This window comes from Clostridium sp. 2218st1_F5_2218SCRN_220325, assembly GCF_039062665.1.
GTDB lineage: Bacteria > Bacillota > Clostridia > Peptostreptococcales > Peptostreptococcaceae > Intestinibacter.
This window is the reverse complement of sequence record NZ_JBCLNH010000006.1, coordinates 75,381-93,251: the sequence shown is the minus strand read 5'-3', so window position 1 is coordinate 93,251 and position 17,871 is coordinate 75,381. Positions and strand designations below refer to the sequence as shown.

Here is a 17,871-nt window from a genome sequence, read left to right as displayed (position 1 = left end):
AATTTTAGACTAGATTTATAAATTTAATTTAGGACAAGCAAATTATAATAAATATTATTTCTGACAAAATACAAACTATATTTAAGTATAAACTCAAGATTATTAATAATTATATAACTCAAGATAAATATACATATTTTTTATTAATTCGATTCATTTTATATTTTTAAAAAAATATGCTCGTTTTTTGTCTTTTTTTGTGTCATATTGTAGTTTAAAACATATATTATATTAAGAAAAATTTAAATATTTTTCTTGAAACCTCTTGTTGATATGAGATGAACGATTTTTAATTTTTCAAAAAAATTATAAAAAACATGTATATATACTTGAAGTTTAGGCAACACTTATATATGAGAGCGGAAATTATATATATCTCTCCCCCTAATAAGTATATATTTTAAGGCATCTACAATTTTTTCCCCCTTGTAGGTGCCTCTTTTTTTATTAATTAAATTTCAACATTATTTTCATTTAATCTACTTAAATTTTTAAATCTACTCTTTTATCGCATTATTTTGATAAATTTTGATATAAAAATTTAAATAAATATTTATTATAAGTTAATTTTAAGTCTTCACCATATATAACAAAAAGCATCTATAGTTTTATTTTTACTATAGATGCTTTTTAAATTTATTTTAACTATATTCAATATTTATCTTTGAGCCATTTCCTCCATCATTAGGAGTTACAATAAGTTTAACTGGTACTCTATTTTTAAGTTCTTCAACATGACTTATAATACCTACGCTTAACTGTTCGCTGTGAAGTTTTTCTAATGATTCCATAACAATATCTAAAAGCTCATTGTCCAAAGATCCAAATCCTTCATCTAAGAAGAAGAATTCTAACGGCGCACTTCCCTTTAATTGAATTTGTGAAGATAGTGCAAGCGCCAATGCTAATGATGTCAAGAAAGTTTCTCCTCCAGATAAAGTTTTGATACTTCTCCTCAACCCACCATTATAATTATCTCTTATAACAAAATTAAGATTATCGTCTATCTCTAGTACATATCTACCTTTCGTCATTATATCAAGTCTTTTAGATGCCTCTATGACTATGTACTCAAGTTGATTTTTAGCTACAAACTCTACAAATCTTTTTCCTTGCAATAATTTTTCTATTTCTTTTAATAATTCTAATTTATGTTCAGATTCATCTAATTGCTTTTGAAGTTCTTTAACCTTTTTTAAGTTCTTTTCTAATGTCATAACTTCATTTTGTTTTGCACCTATTTCTTTTGTTATTTCATCAATATCATGTGCTAATTTATATTTATTTTTTTCAAGATTTAAAAACTCATCTAAATTTACTGTCTTTTTATCTAGTTTTTCTTTTAATGTTTTTATTTCAGCCGAAAGAGTTTTTTCTTCTTTTTCAAAGAACTCTATCTCATCTTTTAATTTTTCTCTTTCAGTTTCATCTATTAGAGCATTTTTAACTGCATAAATACTTTCAAATTTGTATTCAAATAATAACTCTTTTAGATTTTCTTTAGATGATTTATACTTGTCTTTTGACTCTTCAAGCTTACCTTTTACTTGGCTTATTTTTGATTTTAATTTTTCAGTTGCATATTTTTCTTCTTCTACTTCAACTCTAAGTTTAGCTTCTGTCGAAGTTATGCTATCTATTTCATCAATTATATTATTTAAAAGATGTTTTGGGTTTTGCCCCTTAGTTATTAAATTAAATTCAGTTTCTTTTTCAACCTTATCTCTTTGATTGCTTTCATTTTCTTTATTTAAACTAGATATATTTTTATCTAATTCTATAAAAGTATTTCTTTTTTGGTTTAAATTAGAATCTATTTCTTCTTTTTTAAGCTTTAGTGAAGAATTTTCTTCTTCTATTTGTTCAACAATTCTAGAATTTTTATTTATTTCTTCTACCTTTGACTTTAAGTCATCTATTTTTAAGCTAGAACTTAAATATAAATACTCTGTTTTTATAGAATCATATTGTTTAGTTATTTTTTCTACATTTTCTTTGATTGCATTTAGATTTTCAGTCTTATTTAAAATATCTTTACTTAATTCTATTTCTTCTTTTTCTTTTTTATTTTTACTCTTCTCTAATTCTTTGATCTCTTCTTCTAAATCTTCTTTATTTTTAGTCCAATCAGCAATCTTCTCTCTAAGCGAAATAACTTCTTTTGAGAGTTTATTGAATTCTTCATCAATCTCATATGAGTTTGAATCCCCAATTTCTTGCTTTATCTCTGCTATTGATTGCTCTGTTATACTTATTGTACTCAATAATTGACTTTGAGAACGTATAGATTCATCATAGTCTTTTGTTGCATAACTTATCTTCTCATCTATTTTTTTAATTTGACTTTCTATATATAAAATTTTGTCATTATTATTTATTTTATCTATATTTGGGTGATGAGTTGAACCACATACTGGGCATGGACACCCATCTTGTAGTTCGCTTCTCAATTCATTTGCCAAATTTAAAAACTTTTCTTCATTTAGATTTTTTTCTAATCTATTTTTTTCATTTTTATATCTTTCAAGTTGTTGTTCTAAATTCTTTACATTTCTATCTAACTTAAATTTTTCTTCTTTATCTTTATTAAGCTTATCTTGTAATGAGTTTAATTTTGTTTCATTTTGTTTTGTAGCTTCATAAAGTGATTTTAATGATGAAAGTTTAGTGGACATAAGCACAACCTCATCATTAGTTCCAGGTGATTTTGATAGTAATATTGAGTACTTATCATTAATATTTTTAAGCTCTGTATTTACTTCTTTTGTAGAGTTTTCTGCATATCTAAAATTACTTTTTAATGTTTCAAGCTCTTTTGTCAACTCTGGAATATATTTTCTATTTTCCTCAAGGTCTTTTTTAACTCTCAAATATTCTTTTTCTATCTCAAACGCCTTGTATACTTTTTCTTTAAAGTCTTCACTCGTTCTAAGTTCAGCTATTTTAGCTTCATTTTCTTTTATAGAGTTATTTACTTTATTATTTTCTTCATCTAACCCATTAATTTCTTTTATTAAAGTAGTTTTTTCTTTTTCAAAATCATAGATTTTAGATTTTAAATCATCTATTTCTTCTATTATTTCTTTTATTTTTTCTTCTATTTTTATTGCACTTTCAAATCTCTGTTTGCTAGAAATTAGTCCTTCTAATTTAGTATCTTTTTCTTTTTGTGCATGTTCATATTTCAGTTTAGTAGACTCATACTCTCTATTTAATGATGTAAAATCATGTTCTAAAGTGGCTAATTCCATACTATACTCTTCTATAGATTTTTCAAATTCCTGCACATTTTTTATATGTGGGTTTACTATCTTTGCATGACCAGAACGCTCTACTTTAACTCTATTTTCATTTATTTTTGGCTCTTTTTCATCTAGCTTTCTCTTTTTATTTTCTTTATCTTCTAATGACTGTTGATATCCTATAGTTTCTTTATATTGATTGTATGTTTTTTCAGTATCTTCTAACTCTTGTCTCATACTTCTAGATGTAGCTTGTAACTGTGTAAGTTTTTCATACGTTTCATCAAATATCTCTTGTGTAGTTCCATCATATTGTAAAAGGTTGCTTTCTAGTTTGTCTATTTCTATCTTTTTATTATCTCTATTGCCTTTTATTTTATCTGTAAGAACTTTACCGTATTTTTCAAGATTGAAAATTCTTTCAAGCATTTCACGTCTTTTACTGTCGTCTAATTGTAAAAACTCACTAAATTTACCTTGTGGCAAAACAACTGATCTTGTAAAATCAGATGCTGTAAGACCTACTATATCTATAATAGCTTTATCTACATTAGTTTTTTGCTCTGCTATAACAGTTTCTTTGCCATCCATATGAATTTCAGTCAATATAGCCCTATATGAATTAGCACTTCCTGATTTGTTTTTATTTAATATTCTCTCAACACAGTATTTTCTTTTATTGTGTTTATTGCCTATTTCAAATATATATTTTATTTTAGCGCTATTGCACGATGTATTTATATACTCTTTAGTATCTCTAGATATATTTCCATACATAGCTATAGTTATAGCATCTAGTATAGTGGATTTTCCGCTACCAGTCTTTCCAAATATACCAAATAGACCTCTCGATGTTAACTCGCTAAAATCAATAACTTGTTTTTCTATATAACTATTTAATCCACTTATCTCCAATCTAATTGGTCTCAATTATTGTCACCCTCTTTTTCAACTATGTTTAAAAATAAATCTAATAATTCACCTTTTGGCTCTACTTTGTTTCTAAATTTATAGTATTCGATAAATAATTCTTTCATCGTTTTTTCTCTCATATCTACATGTTCATACTCAAACTTCTGATTTATTATAGGTTTTATTTCTATAATATCTTTTAATAGAGATTTCATTGTTTTTATATTCTTTTGATTTATTACTTCGTCAGTAACTATTTCAAAATAAGACCATATATTTCTGTCTTTATTTTCTTCGCATATATTTATTGCTTCTTCTATTCCTTTACATTTAAATACTTCTATAGGTTTATAATTTTTAAAATAAATATCTTCTATTATAGCGTCTTGTCCTGGATGAACTTCTACTATTTTAGCACCCTTTGAGTATACTCTTTCACTTTTACTGTATTGAATTGGAGAACCACTATAATATGCATGTAATCTCTCTGATGCTTTTTGAGGCTTATGTAGATGACCTAGTGCTGTATATTGTGAGTTTTGTGGTAAGTCATTTTTTTGAACAAGAAGACTTCCACCTAACTCTATCGGTCTTTCAGAATCTGTCGATTCACCTCCAACAACAAATAGATGACTTGTAGCTATATTTATACTACCTTCTTCAAAGTTTTGCTCTAATTTTCTAAATAAATCACCTACTTTTTTACTATATGATATCTGCTGCTCTCTATCAGTATCTCCTTTTATAACTTCATTTAGCCTTTTTTCACTTGGATAAGGAAGAGTAATTAAAGTTACTTTTTCACCCTTAAAATCAAATTTTGTACACCCTTCTAATGCTTCAGTTATTTCAAAACCTTTATATTTAGCTTTATTAGTTTTGCTAAGTGGATATCCAAATACTAATATGCCCATTTCTTCTGCTAAAGGTGTAATCGCCGATAATCTCTCTGGATTATCATGATTTCCAGAAATGACTATAACGCATCTATTCCCATCATCAGCTAATCTGCATGCAGTTTTATAAAATAATTTTTCAGCAGCAGCTGGAGGATTTGATGTATCATAAATATCTCCAGCTATTATTACCATATCTATATTATTTTCTTCGACTATATTTACAAAATCATTTAAAAACATCTCTTGTTCTTCTAGTCTACTATTTCCCTCTAATGTTTTTCCCAAGTGCCAATCTGATGTATGAATAAATCTCATCGTTTTATCTATCTCTCCTTTAATACCTCGCCCACTAATATGTGTCCGATTATTTTACTCAATTTTTACTTGTTCATCTATACTAAATAAATATAAATATTTTTCTTTTATTTTTTTACCAGTTAATGTAGAAAGTACCTCTGCATAAATTTCTAATTGTTTTTTATATTTATGGATAATTTCTTTTTTATTGTTGTTATCTATCCAATCTGTCTTATAGTCTAAAATTACTAGTCCATCATCTTCTTCAAAGTATAAATCTATAACTCCTCTAAGCATCACAGACTCATCTTCATATATTTCTCTATTATTCTTAAAAATATCGTCATTTAAATATATATCATTCATTTTTACCTGAGTGTATATCTTTTGTTCTCTTTTGACAAAGTTTGATGATAATATTCTTTTCGCTATAGGGCTTTTAAAGAATTTAAGTATTTTTCTAGGAGATAAAACTTTAGACTCTTTTTCTGTTATAACTCTTCGTTTTATCAAATCTTCAATTTGAGCTTTTATCTCTGATTCTGTTTTTACTTTATTAAAGTCTAAAACCTCCATTATTAAGTGTACTATTGTACCTCGTCTCGCACCTGTTATTTTTTCTTTTGTTTGAGCTTCACTCAAGAACTTTGGCTTTTTAAGTGTTGTCTTCATTTTATAAAGATTTGATAATTCATCTTGTTCTTCATATTCTTCTTGTCTCTTTTTTATTTCAGTAACAGATATACTTGCTGCTTTTTTTACAACACCTAAATACGGGTACTCAAAATTCAATTTATTTTGTATTTGATCATAATATTGTGTATCACTTTGTGATAAATCAATATTATTTAAAACTTCTCTGATGCCTTCTTTTTCATGTTTTTCAAAATCTATATCAGCTCTAACCCAAGTCTTAACAGACCATCTTGATTCATCTTCTAGTGATATTCTCGTACATATATTATATTTTTCTCTAATAGATTCTAAATCTCTATGTTTTATAACTGCTGGCATCATCCAATCTAGATAGTTTTTACCGTTTAATATATCGTATTTTGAAACTCTTCTTTCATTAGATATATTTGACGACCACTTATGTATAGTTTGCTCAATATCTTTTATAGATGCTGTTATTATAAGTTTTTCTTTCGCTCTAGTAAGTGCAACATATAGTATTCTCATCTCTTCTGATATATTTTCTATATTTATTTTGCATTTTAGAGCTTCTTTTGCAATACTTGGATACGAGATTCTTCTTTCAAAATCTACAATCTGTGGACCATACCCTAGTTCATGATGATATAATACGTCTTTTCTAAAGTCCATGGTGTTGAAGTTTCTTCCCATGCCAGAGCAAATAACGATTGGGAATTCTAGCCCTTTGCTTTTGTGGATACTCATTATTCTGACTACATTTGCATTTTCTCCTAAAGTCTTTGCACTTCCCATATCAGAATTAGATTTCTTAAGTTTGCTTATAAAGTTTATAAAGTTAAAAATACCTTTAAAGCTAGTCTCTTCAAATTGTTTAGCCCTTTCAAATAGAATTCTTAAATTAGCTTGTCTTTGACTTCCACCTGGCAAAGCTCCACAATATGCATAATATCCACTATTTGTATATATATACCATAAAAATTCATCTGTACTCATATACATAGATTTTTCTTGAAGTTCTTTTAAATCATCTAAAAATCTTCTTACTTTTAAATCAAGCTCACTTAATGTTTTTTCTTCTTGGTGATTTTTATCTTGAGTCTCTAAATCTATATTATAAATAGAATCATCTTGATTATGATACATATATTCTTCGCTATATTGATTATTAAACTCTTCATCGTATTGATTTTCTGAATCTACTTGATAGTTTATATAATCTTGATCGTATATAATCTCATCATTATATGTTATTTCTTCATCTTCATATATAAAATCACTGTAGTCTATATTTTGATAATAATCATCTATTTCATCTTGAATATTTTGATTATCAACTTCATTTTCTATATGAGTTATTATAGTAGAGCTAAGCTTTTCAATTTCTTGGTCTATAACTTCATCTATATCTTTATCATCATCACTATTTTCTTCTTCTGATATACTTAAGTCTATACTTTCTCCAGCGTACTTTTTCATAGCTTCATAAAAACTTACCTTTTTATCTACCGTTCTTATATCTATAAAGTCTTCTGGAGTAAATCCATATATAGGAGAACGAAGTACTGAAATAAGGGCAATATCTTGCATTGGATTATCTATTACTTTTAGGAAAGACATTATAACTTGTATTTCCATAGTTTCAAAATATCCCTGTCCCATATCTGCATATGTCGGAATATCCATATTTATTAGTTCTTCCGCAAATACTGGTGCCCATGCTGATGTGGCTCTAAGTAATATTACAATATCTTTATATTCGATATTTCTATATTCTCCACTTTTTTTGTCAAATACCTGCATTATTTCGCCATTTTCATTAGGTCTCATAATATCTCTTATTATTTTACCGACCATTCTAGCTTCTATTTGACTTGCATCTAGATCTTCTGACTCTTCCTCATCCTTTTCTGGATTTTCAGCTTCTTCGACTTTCTTTTCCATTAGATGAATTTCTGTAGGCCCACCTAGTATTATTTTTTCGTCATCTACTTCTTCAAAACTAGCCCCTAAGTTTAGTTTTTCTTCTTCGTTATACTCAATTTCACCTAAATTTTTACTCATAATATGCTCAAATATATAATTGACACTATCTACTACTTCTTTTCTACTTCTGAAGTTTTTATAAAGCATTATTTTTTTATATTTACTGCTTAAATCAGTATCATAAGTCGCATATTTTTGAAGGAATATTTCTGGTTTTGCCTGTCTAAATCTGTATATACTCTGCTTAACGTCACCAACCATAAACCTATTTGGTTCATTTTGTTTAGCTATTGTAGACAAGATAACTTCCTGTACTTGGTTACTATCTTGGTATTCATCTATAAAGATTTCATAGAATTTTTCTCTATATTCAAGCGCAATATCAGAAGGTATATTTTTACCATCTTTATCAAATAAGAAATCTCCATTTTCATCAGTTTGTGTTAAAATTTGTAGTGCAAAATGCTCTATATCGTGGAAATCTATAATTCCCTTGTCTCGTTTTTTCTGGTTATAGATTTTATCAAATATTAAAACTACATCTGATAGCGATTTAACTACTGGATATAAAAATTTAATCTCTTCTTTTAAATCATCGTAATGTTTACTAAATACTGATGTTTTTATTTTTTCTATAGATTTTTTAGCATTATCTCTAGTGTTTTTAGCTTTATCTTTTTCTTCTTTTACATAAGGTGGTGCATCTTTTGGAATTCTTTTGACTCCTTTTGCATAGTTTTCAAATTGCATAGTCGCTATTTGTGAATAAGCCTCATTCCAAGATATATCACATGCATCTAATATATCTTTTATTTTTTCATACTCTATCTTTAACTTAGCTATAAAAGTCTCTAACTCTTCTATCCCAGATACATCTTCAATCGCCTTAGCCATAGATGCCTCCACACCTTCAACTTGTATTTTTACAGTTTCAAGTATAGCTTTAGCCCATTTTGATGTTGCAAAATCAAAGTTTTCATCTATATTAAAATCTTCTGCACTTTGTATTAACCATTCTTTTGGATATGGAGATGCCATAACAAAACTATATATAGATAAAATCAAGTTTTGTAAATTTGAATCTCCTCTTTTTTCGGCATAACAATCTACTAAATAACAAAACTCTTCGTCTTGTTCTTCATATAAAATATCAAATGCTTCATCTATAGCTTCTAATTTCATAAGAGAACACTCTGTCTCATCACCTATTCTAAAATTAGGGTCTAAATTTATTTTATGAAAATTTGATTTTATAACTTCTAAACAAAATGAATGTATTGTCGTTATACTAGCTTTATTTAAAAGTACTAATTGGTCTTGAAGGTGTTCATCTTCTGGATTTTCATCTAATTTCTTAGATATAGCATCTCCTATTCTCTCTCTCATCTCAGATGCTGCTGCATTTGTAAATGTAACGACTAATAATTTATCTATATCTACTTTTAAGTCTGGATTTAAAATCATCTGTATTATACGTTCTACAAGAACAGCAGTTTTACCAGAGCCAGCAGCTGCTGCAACTAATAAGTTCCCACCTCTACTATCAATTACACTTTGTTGTTCACTTGTCCATTTTGGAGAACTCATTATTCCACCTCCTCTGCCATCATTTGAATAATTTCTTCGTTCTTTTTATCTTTTATAATATTGTAATTATTGTCTTTAAGTGTAGGGTCAAACTGACATATAGAGTTATATATACAGAAATCACATGAAGTCCTGTCTTTATGTTTATTAGGGCTTATACTTATATCTCCACCTAACATACCTTCACATAAATCCTTTATCTCGTGTTTTACATATTTTCTAAGTATTTCAAACTCTTGATATGTTACACTATTTGTACTTTTTGATAGACTTCCATCTTTATTTAAACCAGCAGGAACTATAAGTGAGTTTTTAACATCTTCTTCATAAAGTGCCTTATCCATTTTCTTTATTATGTGGGCATCTTTTGCAAGAAGTCCCTTCATCTTAGATTGTTTTAATATTTCTTCGTCTATCTGTTCTTCATCTTTATTTTCGCTAAACTTTGCAATTGGATTGTCAATCTTACAATATAAAATTGCCGCTGGATGGATACTTGTTCCTTTTTTCATTGCACTTTCAATTATCGCGTCTAAGTATACTAATAATTGAAGTTGCAATCCGTAGTATACTTCTGTAAGGTTTACATTTTTATCTGATGATTTATAATCTATTATTCTTATATATCTATCATCACCTTCATCAAATTCATCTATTCTATCTATTTGACCGATTAGATTTATCTGTGTTCCATCTTCTAATATTATTCTTATAGGTGGATATTTTCCCGTTTGACCAAAGTTAACTTCATAATCTATAGGTTCAAATTCTCCAGATTTAATTTGTTTGGCAATTATATTTATAGCTGCCATAAGCATTTTTTTAAGTCTATAAGATAGGTATTTATATCTTGGTGAACTATTTAATATAAATCCTGGAATTTGTAAAACCATGAAATCCACAATAGAGTTTACCTTTTTATCTATATAGGCTTCGTTAATTTGGTTCCAATGAAGACCATCTTTTTCTAGTGATTTTGAGAACTCGTACATTATGTTATGTATAAATGTTCCTAAATCCGGTGCAGCAAATGAATATTCTTTTCTTTCTTGTGCCTTAAGCCCGTATTGAATAAAGTAGGCAAATGGACAAGCTGAATACTTTTCTAACTTAGATACACTTAAATTATGTGTTTCGTATAATTTATTTATTTTTTCTTGTGATACCTTGTGTACCATATTCGTATAAGTAAGTCCTGAAATTATTTTTCTTGTAATTTCTCTATATTTATTGTCATTTGCAAAATATCTATATACATCTAGCCATAAATTTTCGATTTCTTCACCATTGTCAAATGATTTTATTTTATTTACCATTTTATTAAATGTTGGAGATTTAACAGTTATATCGTCCATCATTTCTTCTTCATTTTCTCTTTTATTTTCTAGTAAATAACTTTCTACTTCTAGTTTTGGGAATATCTTTTTAACCCTAGATATTATAATAGACGGTCTCAAACTTCTTCCCTCTGAATCAGCAACTGGATAAGTTAATATAAGATTTTCTGAAGTTGAAGTAAGCGCCTTATAAACTAAAAATTGTTCTTCAAAAGTCTTTGTCTTACTATCTATATCTATTTCAACCCCTCTATCCATAAGGGTATTTCTATCTTTGTCGTTTAATATTCCCTTTTCTTTAGCTATTAGCGGAAATATCCCGTCAGTAACTCCAATTAAATAAAGGTATTTTGTGTTTGGATTTTTCATTCTGTCTACACTACTGACTAAAACTTGGTCTATACTTGGTGGGACTAATCCCAATTCATATTCTTCAAATCCAAGGCTTATTATTTTAATAAATCTGTCTATAGATACGACATCATCTCCCATTATCTCTACAATTTGGTCTAGTATATCGATTACTATATCCCAAACTTGAGAGTATTGGCTCGCAACTTCCAACTCACCTTTAGCTTTAAAGTCTTCAACCAAGTCGTAAATAGTTTGTTCCATGTCTATTTCTACTAAAAATTCATATATATTTTTACAGATCTCTCTACAGCTTTTTTTGCCTTTTAATTTATTTTGTAATTTTATAACTGGACTTAGAACTCTATTTTTTATTTCATTTATAGTTTGTATAGTTTGAGATTCTTCTTCTGTTATATCAGAATTATAGTTATTCACAGCCCTATATTCCCATTTTTCTTCTAACCACTTCTTGCCTTTTATTCCGTTTAATATTACGTAATTTTCGATTAAGCTGACTTCATCTACACTAAGACCTATAAGTCCACTTTTTAAGTATCTAAACATAACTTCATATGAATATCTTTTATTTTTTATTTCAAGCGCTGAAGTAATCAATACTATTATTGGGTTTGATTTGACATCTCTTTTTTTATCTATAAAGTTTGGTATTTCGTACTCATTAAATATAGAATGTACTAAAAAGTCATATCTATTTAAGTCCCTTGTCGCCACAGTTATATCTTTATATCTTATATTTTTATCTCTGACTAAGTTGACTATTTCCTTTGCAATATGTTCAACTTCTTCATATAAGTTGTTAAATTCTTTTATCTTAAGATAATTAACTTCTTTTTCATAATCATGGTATGGATAAGCATTATAGTATCTTTCTAAATGTAAAAGCTCGTTATTATTTTCAAAACGCTTTATTTTACCTTTATTTAAGTCTATATATGGATTTATTTTTACTCCATTATCCATAGCTATTTTTCTCAACTTTTCATAAGTGTATTTAGTTCTTGAGAATGGATCATTTTTTCTATAGTTTAAGTAGTTTACATTGTCTACAGTAAGCGATATACTAACTTCTTTTGCCTTTTTAAGAAGTTTTGCTAAAATAGAGTACTGTTTTGGTGTAAACCCTGTAAATTCATCTATATATACATAACATCCATCAAAGTAACTAGTATTTTCTAGCTTTTGAGCTAGAGAACCAAGCATATCTTGTGAGTCTACGTAGTTTTCGTGTAGCTCATTTTCAAAAGCTTCGTATATTTTACTTACATCTTTTAATTTTAATCTAAGTGTTTCGTTTTCAATATCTTCAGCTATATACTCTAGCATATCGTAATTTACATTATATTGTTTTAATTCGCTTATTATCTCACTTACTGAACCTACAAATCCAGTTTGTGCTGCTGCCTTTGAAAATACATTTAACTCACTTGCTACTTTTTCTATAGCTTTATAAGTTATCATTGCTTTACCACTTGAATTTATATTTACATCTGTTAAACCGCCTGTTTTAGTAAATACAAGAGCACTCATAGTATTAAATGTAAGTACTCTAGTTCTCATATACTTGTCCTTTTCTTTTCCTAAATATAGAGAACTTATTTTTTTCTCCATCTCGAAGGAATACTGCTCTGGAACTAATAATATTACAGGTGTTGTCTCATTGTCTTGAACTCTTTGTTTTATTTCATTTAACAAATATGTACTTTTTCCGCTTCCGCCTCTTCCAAATACAAATCTAAGTCCCATTAATCCTCCTCCTCTATCATTTCATCAAAATCTATATTTTCATCTATAATATCGTAGTTTATATTTTTATTGTTACAAAGTTTATTAAACTCACAGTATTTACAGTGATTTTTATTTTTTTGTATATATCCATCAAAATCCAAATTGCTTATATTGTTTATAAAGCTTTCTATAATATATTTACTTTTTAGATGTTTTTCTTTATTGTATTTTACAGTTATAGGGTAGTTATCTATTTTCAATCTAAAGTACTTCATACTTATATTTTCAGTATCAATATTTAAATTGTAAATCTTTTGAATTACTTCTTTTGCTAGATACATATACACTATTGTCTGCATTCTATTTTCTATGTTTTTATAGCTTGAGTTTTGTGATTCTGTCTTCCAATCCCAAATTTCGATGCTGTTATCATCTATAATTACTAAATCGTATTTTGCAGTTAAGTAATTTTCTCCTATTTTAATTCTAACTTCGTATTCTGGCAAATATATTTTAGATTCATCTATATAAATTATGTCCTTTATCTTTTCTATCCATAATTTAAACTCTTCACTTATATTTTCTCCAATTGGAATATTTTTAAAATATCTTTCGCATAATAAATGAAACTCACTCCCCGATTTTAGTCCTTCATAATAATCTCGGCTTTCTATGGAATCTAATCTCCAATTTATATTGTCTATATATTTATATTTAAACTTTAAAGGACATGATTTAAATGTGTTTAATGAATTTTGACTGTATAGAAAATATTTAAGTTTTTGATCCATTATTTATTCATCTCCCTTTTTTCTTTTATTAATTGATTTAATATTTTAAGATATAAACAAGGCTCTTGTTTTTTCTTAGTGTTTTTTGATTCTTCTTCTGATTTATAACTACTTCCCATCATTATAAGCATTTCCTTAGCTCTTGTAATACCTACATATAACAGCCTAATTTTTTCATTTATAATATCTATTTTCGTCTGTTTATAATAATTTTGTGTCAACTTCCCATTTACTATTAAGTCTATTTGATTGTTGATTAAAGCCTCAGTATTTTTATATTTATCTTTTAAGTACCATTTATCACATTGAAACTTCTGATTTATATTATCTGGGAAATGAAACTGCGTCAATTGAAGTAAAAATACACAATCCCATTCCATCCCTTTAGATTTATGATAATTGCATACTGTTATGCTTCCCGGTTGTGGTTCATATCCATTTATTTCGTATACTACATCTATCATATAATTAAATACTTTGCTTTTATTGTCAGATAAAACGTCGTATATCTCCCAAAGCGTTATATTTGGCATTTCATTTGTAATATATCTAACATAAAATGCAATATAATCAACTAGTGACTTTTCTTCGTCTTTTAAATCTAGTTTTTCTTTAATAAATAAAATCAACTCATCAATCTTTGTTGTAGAATGTTCTAAAATTTCAACTAAAGAATTTAGTCCTTGTTTAAAAGTTATATACATCTCACATTTGTCGTCTATTATAAGAGGTTTATCTTTTACATTGCTATATAACAACTCTTCTACACTATACTCTCTTAATATATTTAAAAAGTCATTTTTGCCTTCTCTGTTGTCTGTTTTTATAAATACACTAGAAAGGACATCTATTAAAACTTCTATATCGTCACAATTTATTATAAAATTTATTATTTTAGCTATATTATCGATTATCCTTCTTTTGTTTTTTGAATTTGGCCCCAATTCTTCAAATTCTAGTCCTTCTTGTTCAAGAACTTTTGAAACTTGGCTTAATTGTGAGTTATAAGGAACTAAAATTCCTATACTCTTTTCTGGATATTTTAATTTTAATCCTTTTACATATCTAACTGTTTGAAGTATTTCTTCTTCAAAAGTTTTATACCACATTGCATTTATTTGATATTTATCTGGATTAGGATTTTCTTTATAGCCTTGTCCTTTTTCTACTGTTTCTATCTCTATTTGTTGTAGAGCTTCCCTACATTCTGTTTCTTCTAAATCATTACATACAAACTCCACTAAGTTATTAGCAAGTTCTAGTATGTCTGCTGAACTTCTATTGGACATATTCATTTCATAACAATGATCAGCTTCTTCCATAAATTCCTTAAAGAATCTAGGATCAGAAGAAGAAAATGTACCTGTTATACTTTGATTTACATCTCCAACTCTAACTAAGTTATTGTTTTTTTCACAGATTAATTTTATTATCTTCCCTTGAATCTCATTAGAATCTTGACATTCATCTTCAAATATATATTTATATCTATTTTGGAATTTTTCTCTTAGCTGCTCGTCTATACTCAAAGTTTTATAAGCATAAATTAATAAATCATCATAATCTAAAAGACCATTTTGTTTTAATTTTTTATCATAATCTTTATATATAAAACTTATCATTTTTAAAATACCTTTGTTGCTAAGTGTATTTTCTTCTAGCTTTTGTGGGGTTATATCGTTGTATTTTAAACTACTTATAGCTTTAGCTACTAATTCAAAAAATCCATCTTGCCACGCTTCAAGTTGTATATCGTACCACATTTGATTTTTTTGCTCTTTTAAAAAATATCTATATGCAGTTTCTCCTCCACTAGCCCTAAACGTATTTATACAGTCATTTAACATCATCGTTTTTTGAAGATCATCTGCAATATTAAAGTCTTCACTCAACATCATGACTTCTGGCTTTTCTTTTATTATTTTAGCTGCAAGAGAATGTATCGTCATTACTTCAAATCCGTTAGTAGAGTCTATTCCCTTTTCTTCTAAAATCTTTTTTATTCTGCCTTTAAAATTATTTGCGGCACTGTTCATATATGTAAGAATCAATATCTTCCCTTTTTCATTTTTATTTTCTGCTAGTAGTTTAGTAACTAAATTTGTCACTATAAAAGTCTTTCCCGCTCCTGGTACTGCCGGCACTGCCATCGTCCCATTTTCATAGTTCATTATTGGTATTTGGTCTTTTCTATAATTTATCTTACTCAAGAGCGTCCCCTCCTTTATTTATAAGTCTAAGCAGTAAGCTGTATAATCCACCTTCTTGTATATACCCATTTATAGAATAATCACTTTTATATGCATATACATTTTCAGCGTATTTTAGCAAATTATAAACAGTGTTGTATAAGAAGTACTTTTTATAACTTTCCTCCATATCACTTGTGTATATATCTTCATCTCTAAAAGATTTTTTTAAGACAAGTGGATTTGCTAAATCTTTTTCTATCTTCATATTCCAAGTATTACTTCCTATATCTACCCATATTTGAGTCTTTCTTTTAATATTATTTGATATATAAGAAAAAGGTGTCGTTATTAATACTGCATCTCTATCTTTTATTTCTTCTATTTGTCTTGCATTAAAGTAGTCTTTTATAAATTTTTTTAATGATATTATAAATACTTCATCTGCATTTTTATTTAAATCTAATTTATCTAAAGAGTCTATAAATGACTCACTTTCTTCAATTATATTTTTACAAATAGATACATTTTCTTTTCCATCTTTTAAATTTAAAACTTTATCTATATAAAATTTAGTTAGAAACTCTCCTATACTGAGCTTTTCTTTTCGTTTTTCATCTATATATTTTATTATTTGTTTATAATCTTCTTCTTTATCCCTATTTCTATAGATTTTATATGATTTTATCCTATTTAAATTAAATAAAATCTGAATAAAATTTATATACTCTTCTTCTTTTATATGAGATTGAAGTTCGCAATATATAGCGACTGCAACATATAATAAATTTCCATATGGATAATCTATTATTTTGCTTGTTTTCTTTGTATTTAATATCTCTATATCTTTAGCCTTTAACTTATTTGTAATTTCATAATCTAATACTGGAGTATTTATAGGATTTATTACTACAATATCTTTTTTAGAAACTCCATTTGAAATTAAGCTTTCTATTTTTTGTGATATATTCTCTATCATTTCGCCATATAGCTGACTACTTTGGTCCAACTCTATACTTGCATTTTCATTAATTAAATCAAAAACTCCTATATTGCTGTAAGTTTCATCTCGTCCTAATAATTGTTTATATACATAGTTAATATCATTTTTGATAAATGAAGAGAAATACCTACTGTGATAGCAATAAACAAATATTTCTTTTTCATTATTGTCAAATTCTTTTATCAAGTTTACCTGACTAACACTTATATTTTGTAAATCGTCTATAAATAAGTATTTATATCTATTTAATAATTGTTCTTTATATAATTTATTTTTTAATAGATACTGATTGTATAGGTAAATACTTATACTATCATCTACCATGGAGTTGCTTATCATTTCATTTAGATATTCTTCTATTATTTTTTCCATTTCAATATAAGATTTGTCTTTGATATTCTCTTTATTAGCTTTTGAGTTGTAAATCTTTTTTCCTATTTTTTTATAATCTATTTGATTATAAATAGCATTATCTAAATTATTCATAATATTAGATGCTATTGATTTGTTAGTCCCCGTAATATCGTCAAAATAATTTTCCTTATTTCTCTTCATTTCTACCTTTTTTTCAAATATATACGTCTTTAAATTACTAGATATAAATGTCGGCGTCAAATTCTTTTTTATTATATCTTCGCAATCATTTAAAATAATCGGCCAGTATGTTATTATTTCGCCCCTTACAAATTGACTATATGTACATATCTTAAGTTCTTCACTTATTTTAAGTTCTATCTTTTTTATATACTCTAGTCGATTTATATTATTATCCACAAACACAAGTATATCACTTGATTTAAAGTTATTTTGTTTTATTATTTCTATATATTTATCTAAGATTTTATTTTTATTGTGCAATTTAGTAATCATACTG

General features: G+C 27.0%; 7 protein-coding genes. All 7 read right to left on the bottom strand.

Annotated features, from left to right (window positions below; all coding sequences use genetic code 11):
• Positions 1–641 precede the first annotated feature (641 nt).
• The 7 genes from ABCM86_RS05400 to ABCM86_RS05370 are packed head-to-tail and all read right to left on the bottom strand — an operon-like array spanning position 642 to position 17,867.
• Positions 642–4,172 (bottom strand): AAA family ATPase, encoded by a 3,531-nt coding sequence (locus ABCM86_RS05400; protein ID WP_343003662.1) that lies wholly within the window; start codon positions 4,170–4,172, stop codon positions 642–644.
• Positions 4,169–5,368: an exonuclease subunit SbcD gene (sbcD, locus tag ABCM86_RS05395; protein ID WP_295574877.1), complete on the bottom strand. Its 1,200-nt coding sequence runs from the start codon at positions 5,366–5,368 to the stop codon at positions 4,169–4,171. The genes ABCM86_RS05400 and sbcD overlap by 4 nt, the downstream gene beginning before the upstream one ends.
• 54 nt (positions 5,369–5,422) lie before the next feature.
• Positions 5,423–9,577, bottom strand: coding sequence for a helicase-exonuclease AddAB subunit AddA (gene addA, locus ABCM86_RS05390; protein WP_343003661.1), 4,155 nt, complete (start codon positions 9,575–9,577; stop codon positions 5,423–5,425).
• On the bottom strand, positions 9,577–13,032 hold the full coding sequence (gene addB / locus ABCM86_RS05385) for a helicase-exonuclease AddAB subunit AddB (protein WP_343003660.1): 3,456 nt from the start codon (positions 13,030–13,032) through the stop codon (positions 9,577–9,579). Before addB ends, addA begins: the two co-directional genes overlap by 1 nt.
• Entirely contained in the window at positions 13,032–13,805 is a 774-nt protein-coding gene (locus ABCM86_RS05380; protein WP_343003659.1) for a PD-(D/E)XK nuclease family protein, read from the bottom strand. The genes addB and ABCM86_RS05380 overlap by 1 nt, the downstream gene beginning before the upstream one ends.
• Complete coding sequence (locus ABCM86_RS05375) at positions 13,805–16,015, bottom strand: ATP-dependent helicase (RefSeq protein WP_195930715.1); 2,211 nt, start codon at positions 16,013–16,015, stop codon at positions 13,805–13,807. Before ABCM86_RS05375 ends, ABCM86_RS05380 begins: the two co-directional genes overlap by 1 nt.
• Entirely contained in the window at positions 16,008–17,867 is a 1,860-nt protein-coding gene (locus ABCM86_RS05370) for a UvrD-helicase domain-containing protein (RefSeq protein ID WP_343003658.1), read from the bottom strand. Before ABCM86_RS05370 ends, ABCM86_RS05375 begins: the two co-directional genes overlap by 8 nt.
• Positions 17,868–17,871: the final 4 nt, after the last annotated feature.

Bases quoted from the DNA above. Each gene is read 5' to 3' on its own strand.
- sbcD (WP_295574877.1), bottom strand. From the start codon at position 5,368: ATGAGATTTATTCATACATCAGATTGGCACTTGGGAAAAACATTAGAG.
- ABCM86_RS05370 (WP_343003658.1), bottom strand. From the start codon at position 17,867: ATGATTACTAAATTGCACAATAAAAATAAAATCTTAGATAAATATATA.
- addA (WP_343003661.1), bottom strand. From the start codon at position 9,577: ATGAGTTCTCCAAAATGGACAAGTGAACAACAAAGTGTAATTGATAGT.
- ABCM86_RS05380 (WP_343003659.1), bottom strand. From the start codon at position 13,805: ATGGATCAAAAACTTAAATATTTTCTATACAGTCAAAATTCATTAAAC.
- addB (WP_343003660.1), bottom strand. From the start codon at position 13,032: ATGGGACTTAGATTTGTATTTGGAAGAGGCGGAAGCGGAAAAAGTACA.